The sequence below is a fragment of the Algoriphagus sp. genome, from assembly GCF_024642405.1.
In the GTDB taxonomy this organism is placed as follows: domain Bacteria; phylum Bacteroidota; class Bacteroidia; order Cytophagales; family Cyclobacteriaceae; genus Algoriphagus.
Genome location: NZ_JAHEBC010000180.1, coordinates 1 through 7,633, shown reverse-complemented (window position 1 = coordinate 7,633; position 7,633 = coordinate 1). Strand labels below are relative to the sequence as shown.

The following is a 7,633-nucleotide window of genomic DNA, read 5'->3' as shown; positions in this document are numbered from 1 at the left end:
ACCGGAAATTACTTTTGCCATTTGTTCCATTTCTGGATAGTATTCCAATTCAGCACCGTCGCTTTTCAACTTATGATAGGAGGTAGCATTTTCCCAGATACTATTGGCTTCTTTCAATGCTTTCTCATTATCCTTTTTGATATCATCATCTGATCTTCTATCAAATCTTCCTCTTCTTGCTGAAGAAGGGAAGTTCATTACGACAGCTTTAAAACCAGCATACATTTGATCTGGAGTATAACCTACCAAATTTATTAATGCTGCTGTTCCAGGAAACAAGCCTCCAGATGGTACTGTCAAAGCCGTAGTTACACCTGAAACACGGGTTACAGGAATTTCTTCAGAGTTTGGATTGACAGCTGTCAAGGCCTGCATATTTGGAGTTACATTTCCAACTTCGGAATAGTCAGTCGTTTCGGCAACAGAACTCACCTCTACAAGTCCTAAACGAGTACCGCTATCGATCATCCCAGGGTAAATAAACATCCCAGAACAATCAATTACTTCGGCTCCATCGGCAGAAATATTGGCTCCAACCTGAGCGATTTTTCCATTTTCTATTAAAACAGAGGCATTATTCAAAGTGCCATTTGTGATCGTTACCACGGTGGCATTTTGAAGTAAAAACTTTCCTGTACGAGGTTTTACGAATTCCCCGTCAATTTGAGCTATTGCCATCACTGGCAAAAGAGCTATCAGGAAGGCGAAAAAGGCTTTAGTCATTCTTTTCATGTCTTCTATTGATTTTCGGAGAATTAATAATTTGTGTTAAATAAAGTTTGTGAGATGTCAGAGAAATTCAACTCCACATCTTGCATACATCTATGATCTTCCTGAGTCATAAAAATTGGTTCTACCATTTCAGTAGGACCCACTCGAAGTCGCTGATCATCTGCATCAGTTTCAATATCAAAGTATTTCACTCCATCTACGAAGGTTTTTTGTGGAACAGCATAGACTGATAAAGGATGTCCTTCAAAAATCACCAAATCAGCTTGTTTTCCTACTTCAATAGATCCCACTTTATCAGAAATACCAAGCTGTTTAGCTGGATTCATGGTAATCATTGCCAATGCTTCATCATCAGTCAAACCACCATAACGTTGAGTTTTGGCAGCCTCATGATATAAATGACGAATAAGCTCGGCGGAATCTGAATTTATTGATGTAATCGCACCATTCTTTTGTAAGATGGCAGCATTAAAAGCAGTAGAGTAGTACACCTCAAACTTATATGCCCACCAATCTGCAAATACAGAAGCTCCCATGGTATATTCTGCAATTTCTGGGGCTACTTTAAAACCTTCATTAGTATGCTGAAATACAAGCTTGCTGATTCCAAAATCCCTAGCCACATTAATCAACATATAGATTTCATCTGCACGATAGGAGTGACAGTGAATAATGATTTTTCCATCAAGTATATCCACTAAAGTCTGAAGTCTTTCATCGTACACCGGAGCTAACATGGTGCTTCCTTTTTGAGAAGAAGAATTATTAAAATCTTCCCAAGCTTTCTTGTATTGCAAAGCTTCATTGAAACCATTTCTCAATATTGCTTCAACCCCCATTCTAGTACGAGGCTGAATTCCTCTACCTCTTCCGTGAACTCTTGTTGGGTTTTCGCCAAGAGCAAACTTGATTGTTCTAGGAGCATCTTGCATCATAATATCTGCAGGATCTTCAGAACCCCATCTATGCTTTAGAGTTACATTTTGACCTCCAACTACGTTGGCAGAACCGTGCATGGCATGTGAAATAGTGACACCACCTGCAAGCGCTCGGTAGATACCAACTTCAAATGGATTTACAACATCTCTCATTCTTACCTCGGCAACAATGGGAGCAGTTGCTTCATTTACCACATCCAAAGCAACATGAGAGTGAGCATCAATGATACCTGGCATTAGATATTTACCAGTTGCATCTACTGTTTCCACACCAGAAGGAGCAGAAATATTCTGTCCAACTTGTTTGATTATACCATCTTGAACCAAAACATCAGAATTTTCCAATGTCCCATTAGTTACGGTAATAACAGTTGCGTTTTTTATAAGTACACTGCCTTTTTGAGTTTGAGCAGAAGTATAAGTTATACTTAGGCCCAACAAAGCAGCAAGAAAATAATTAAGCTTTTTCATGTCTTTACTTATTTGCGATTAAGGTTGGGTTAAGTGTTGCGGTAAAAGGAAATGAACCGAATTGATCTACCGACATGGTACCATCAAAACTCTCGCCTTCAACTTCACCAGAAACGGTCACCGATATATTCATTCCGCCAGCTGCGACTTCAAATCCAAAAGACATAGCCTTACCATTTACATTGATATCTTTTAAGTCAGATTTGATTTTTCCTGATCCAGCTGGATCGTCAAGTGTAATTGAACCTTTAAACTCTGAACCATCCTTAGAAATTTCAAATACTCCTCCTGAGCTTCCTGCAGGAGACTCTGTTACATAGTCCCATGCTCCATCAACTTTAGCAGGAGCTCCATCTTCTTCTTTAGTAGCTTTTTTCTTTGGTTTGATTTCATAATCAAAAATAAAACCATCTACTACTACATGTTTAATCTGGCTATCCTCAGCAAAAAGTGAATCTGTGCTAATAACCAAATTTGCCATTTTACCTTTTTCTATAGTTCCTGCTACTCTACTCATCCCTAAGATACTTGCAGCATTTGTAGTCAAAGCAGCTAAAGCTGCCTGCTCGCTTAATCCATTTTCAATCATAGTTTTTAGTGACTTCATCACATCACCAGACTTTGTTCCAGCAGTTGTGAAAGCAAATGGAATTCCAGCTTCTTCCAGCATACCAGCTTGTTTGATGGCATTATCATAAGCTTCCTTCACTCTGGAATATTGCGCTTTTACATCTTCACTCACATCCTCTTTTTGTGCTTTTATTGCTTTATCATCAGGAGTTTCCAAACTGATCAAAACAGGTACATTGGCAGCTTTTATAACATCTATGACGCTTGCATAATCATCTAAACCAGTCAGGATTAATTTAAAGCCCAATTCCTTTTGAAGACTTATTGCTCTTCTCACTTCCAATTCAGAGGGAGCAGTATACATTACAGGAACCTGACCATTGATCACATCCATCATTGCAGTATAGGTAGGCGTCATTTCCGGTCTTGAAACGCCAGAAACTGTTTGGTATTTCTCACCTCTTTGCTGTGTCAATTTGGTGTTTTGATAGACATCTCTAAATTTTGCCATCACACCTACGGCAGTTCCAGGATACATGCCTCTTGAACCTCTAAAACTCGATACCAAAGCTGTATTTGTTTTCAGAACATTATTTGAATATTCTGAACCGTATACGACAATAGCTGCTTTACCAGAAATCATTCCTCCATCTGGAAGAATTTGTGCTACCGTAAAACCAGCTTTTCTAAAATCTTCGACTTTGTTGTCTTCTCCAGAATATTGATCTACAGCAGATCTCCATGGAGTGATTCCAGCTATTTCATCCGGTGGATTTGATGAAACAAAATCCTTAGGCCTTTCTGGTTCTTTAGGAGTAGTTATTCCCGCATCACTTCCTCCGTCGATAAAACCCGGATATATGAATAGTGAATCACCAGATATTACTTTTGTTTCTATTGGTAAGTTGAGATTAGAGCCAACTCCCTGTATAACTCCGTCTTTGATAAGAACGGTTGCTTTCATTCCCGATTTTCCTGGTTCGGTGAAGACTGTTGCATTTGTTATGGCATAGGTACTTGTGATTGGTTTCTTGCCTGTTGGATCACTTTGAGCCAAGAGAGAATTATTTGAAATCCATCCAAATACCAAAAGACCAAGAACACTTGCTTTCAGTAAAGTTTTTTTCATGTTAATTGATGGTTAGACTGGTAGGCAAGCTAATAAAAGGCTAAACAGAATCCTTTTGGAATTATTTTTTGAATCTATTTTTTTGATTAATGGCATTGTACTGGGGTTGAAATACTATTTAAGTACATCTAAATGCAATGCGTCTTTCAAAGATTTACTCGACTGGTAAATCACTATATAATTTAGTATTCCTCTATTATCTTTAGGCGGTAGTTCAGTAATTAATTATGAAGAAAATCCTGATTATCGAGGATGATTTATTGATTTCAAGCTTGGTTCAATTCCGATTGAAAAAAGATGGATATGAAACCTTATTAGTTAAAGATGGCAATGAAGGGACAAAAGCAATAGATACTTTTGAACCAGATTTAATCATTACTGATGTTATGATTCCATTTAAGAATGGAATAGAAATAATCCACTATGCTAGGAAATCAAAACCTGATACTCCTATCATAGTTTTGAGTTCTTTGGGAGAAGAAGAAAAAATAGTCTTAGAAGCATTTAATCTTGGAGTGGCGGATTTTATTCCAAAACCATTCAATCCAAATGAATTAGCCATAAGAGTCAAACGTATTTTCAGATAATATTTAATGAAGAAAAGATTTATTCAATCCCTAATATTCTTTTCGTTTTCGGTTTTCTGGACAAATAGTTCTTTTGCGCAGGATAGTTTACCCTATACTGATTCTACTTCATTTTATAATTTTTTAGAATTACAGGAAGAAATCCCCTCGTTTAAATTTAGGTATAAAATTACCTCAGAAAACCCTTCCCCTGAGTTGCTGAATGACTCCAGTCTACTGTTTGTAATTGATGAACAGGGAGTTTATCTCTCTAAAGCATTCGAAAAATATTCAACCTGGTATCAAGCTGGCGAGAATTATCTTTTGAAAGATGAATCGATAATAGAGCCGGATTTCTTGATTTATGATTCCCCTTCTGATTACAATGCTGCTAGAGATTATGTCGATAATCTTTGGAGGAATAAGGACATTTTTATAACTGAAAAAAAACCTGAAGTAGGGGATGTGTTGGTTATTCTGGCCAATTTGGTTCCTTATGAGCCCTTAGTGAAATATAGGTTTCATTTTTTCTCAGATTTTAAACTGATTTTAGTCACAAGCATTATAGGATTTTTCTTGATCATGGCGATAGGAATGATTCTTTATATGATTTTTATCAAAGGGAGAGCCGCTAAAGTTGAAGCCAAAGAGAAGATATTTGAAAGTCAAATAGTAGGTCCTTTATCAATCCTTCTTTTTGAAAAAACCGAAGAAGAAATAAATAGTCTTTCAGAAACTGAAATATTTGAATTTTTTCCTGAAAAGGATTTTAAGAAGTTGCATTTCAAACATGTATTGATTAATAAAATTATTTCCCTCAATAAGAAAATGAAAGGGGATTTTAAGGACAAACTCAAGGCTCTTTACAAAAAACTAAAACTCGATGAAATATCTATAAAGAAGCTAAATAGTAAAAGATGGGACATAGTTACTACCGGACTAGTCCAGATAAATGAGATGGATTTAGTGGAAGCTTTACCACAGGTTCAAACACTTACTGATTCCTCCAATTTTTACATTAGATCACAATCAATTGCAACACTTTTAAATCTTTCCGAAAAAGTGGACCTGACTACGATTAAAAAGCAATCTTTTCCGCTTTCTAGATGGCAGCAGATGAATTACTTAAGGATTATTAAATTTTTACATATTCAAAAATCTATTCAATTAGAAACTCTTTTTGAAGGGAAAAATCAAACTATAAGATTATTTGGGTACAAACTAGTGGGATTGTTAGGAAGAGTTGATTTGCTGGAAAAGCTGGCTAAACTAGCACCACAAGTCGCAGACATTGAAAAAATAGAAATCCTTAAAACCTACCAAACTATAGGAGTACATACTGAGTCTACTTTTATCAATAAGTGTTTAAGATCTGATAATATAAAACTTGTTGTAGCAGCTGCTAAAGCTTCAGGTCAAGTAGGAGATCAGGTTTCCGCTCATATTTTAATCGAATTATTAAATGATGATCCAGGCTTTGAATTAAAAATGATCTATCTGGATAATTTACGAAAGCTGGATCAATCCATGTATCAACAATATGTTGCCACTAAAAATGATAAGGAGCTAAATCAAATTAATGCACACCTTTTAGACCCTCTTCTCCAGCATGTATAGTTTTCTCTTTTACCTTCTCCTAGAAGTCTTAGGGATATTTTTCCTCATTTTAAGCTTCACCGTAATCTTGATTTACTTTGTGACGATGATTATGAGTGCATTGGAATTGAGAGATCATTTGCGGAGAAATAGGTTTGCTGATTATCAGGATATCATTACTTCACCCATTGCACCAGGTGTTTCTATTGTAGCTCCTGCATTCAATGAAGGCCAAAATATTGTTCAGAATGCTAAAAGTTTATTGTCCCTCCATTATGGAAAGTTTGAAGTAATTATAATTAATGACGGATCAAAAGATGACACCTTAGAAAAACTAATAGAGGCCTTTGAACTTGAAAAAACAAGCTATGCCTACAACTACCAAATTGATTGTAAGCCTGTAAGAGGAATCTATAAATCCAGAAATGAATCTTTTAGCAAATTGACCATCATTGATAAAGAAAATGGTGGAAAGGCTGATGCTTTAAATTCCGGGATTAATATTGCCTCGAAGGAAATTATTGCCTGTATAGATGTGGATTGTATTCTTTCCCACGAATCTCTTACCAGAATGGTACGACCATTTATGGAGGAAACGAACAGGAAAGTCATAGCTGTAGGAGGAGTTATCGGAATTGCCAATAATTGCGACGTACAAGATGGAACAGTTACTAAATACAGAGTACCAACAAGTCTCTTGGGAAGATTTCAAGTTATTGAATATTTCAGAGCCTTTTTAATGGGTAGAATGGCATGGACCAGAATTAATGGTTTGATGCTTATTTCAGGTGCATTTGGGTTTTTCAACCGGGAACTGGTTTTGGCAGTAGGCGGATATTTCCCAAAGACTGTAGGGGAAGATATGGAACTCGTGGTAAGGATGAGAAGGTACATGGAAGAAAACAAAATTCCTTATAAAGTAGGCTTTGTTCCAGATCCATTGTGTTGGACAGAAGTCCCTGAAAATGAATCTGTTTTATCCCGACAGCGCAACAGATGGATTAGGGGTACGATAGAAACCTTACAACTTCATAAATCGGTAAGGTTTAATCCAAAATACGGAGTTATGGGAATGCTATCTTATCCCTATTGGAGTGTATTTGAGAAATCTGCGCCCATCATAGAATTGCTAGGCTTACTCTACACTTTTATCCTAATTATCATTGGTGATTTCAGTGCTTTCTATTTCATAGCACTTTATGCAATGCTGTATTTACTCTCTTTGCTAGTTACCTCATTTAGTATCTTATATGAGCAAATAGCCTTTAATAATTACAAGGAGAAAAATGATCTTAAAAAATTAATTTTTACTGTTTTGGTAGAGCCTTTTATTATTCATCCAAAAGTAGTCTTTTGGGGTCTAAAGGGTCATATAGACTTTATTAAAGGAAAAGGAGGATGGGGACAGATGATCCGGACTGGATTTAAGAAATCTGAAGACAGAAAAAACTTTGAAGCTGAAACGAATTCCTGAGGTATGAAAAAGGTAGTTTTTATTTTGATAATTGGGTTTACCGTTTTTGGTACTTTGAAAGCTCAGGATTCCTTTGATCCGGATGAATTATTGGTTGAGGCGAGAGAACTTATTTTTGAAAAAAAATATCAACAAGGAAGAAAAATAGCTTTTAGAG

General features: G+C 36.3%; 5 protein-coding genes and 1 pseudogene. 3 read left to right on the top strand and 3 right to left on the bottom strand.

All coding sequences use genetic code 11. The features are described 5' to 3' along the window. From Q0L68_RS13225 to Q0L68_RS13215, 3 genes and pseudogenes are all read right to left on the bottom strand, one after another. Positions 1 to 732: pseudogene (locus tag Q0L68_RS13225) on the bottom strand (amidohydrolase); the annotation flags it as partial. 23 nt (positions 733 to 755) lie between these two features. Further along, a complete protein-coding gene (locus Q0L68_RS13220; RefSeq protein WP_296703956.1) occupies positions 756 to 2,141 on the bottom strand; it encodes an amidohydrolase in 1,386 nt (461 codons plus the stop codon). A 4-nt stretch (positions 2,142 to 2,145) separates the two neighbouring features. Further along, entirely contained in the window at positions 2,146 to 3,840 is a 1,695-nt protein-coding gene (locus Q0L68_RS13215; RefSeq protein WP_296703953.1) for an amidohydrolase family protein, read from the bottom strand. Between the two features lie 227 nt (positions 3,841 to 4,067). Between Q0L68_RS13215 and Q0L68_RS13210 the strand changes: the two genes are divergently transcribed. From Q0L68_RS13210 to Q0L68_RS13200, 3 genes are all read left to right on the top strand, one after another. After that, positions 4,068 to 4,427 (top strand): response regulator transcription factor, encoded by a 360-nt coding sequence (locus Q0L68_RS13210; protein WP_296703950.1) that lies wholly within the window; start codon positions 4,068 to 4,070, stop codon positions 4,425 to 4,427. A gap of 6 nt (positions 4,428 to 4,433) precedes the next feature. Further along, entirely contained in the window at positions 4,434 to 6,023 is a 1,590-nt protein-coding gene (locus tag Q0L68_RS13205; protein ID WP_296703948.1) for a hypothetical protein, read from the top strand. Positions 6,024 to 6,090: 67 nt separating this feature from the next. Then, the gene (locus Q0L68_RS13200) at positions 6,091 to 7,476 is read left to right on the top strand and encodes a glycosyltransferase family 2 protein (RefSeq protein WP_366938400.1); all 1,386 of its coding nucleotides are present in this window, start codon (positions 6,091 to 6,093) and stop codon (positions 7,474 to 7,476) included. Positions 7,477 to 7,633: the final 157 nt, after the last annotated feature.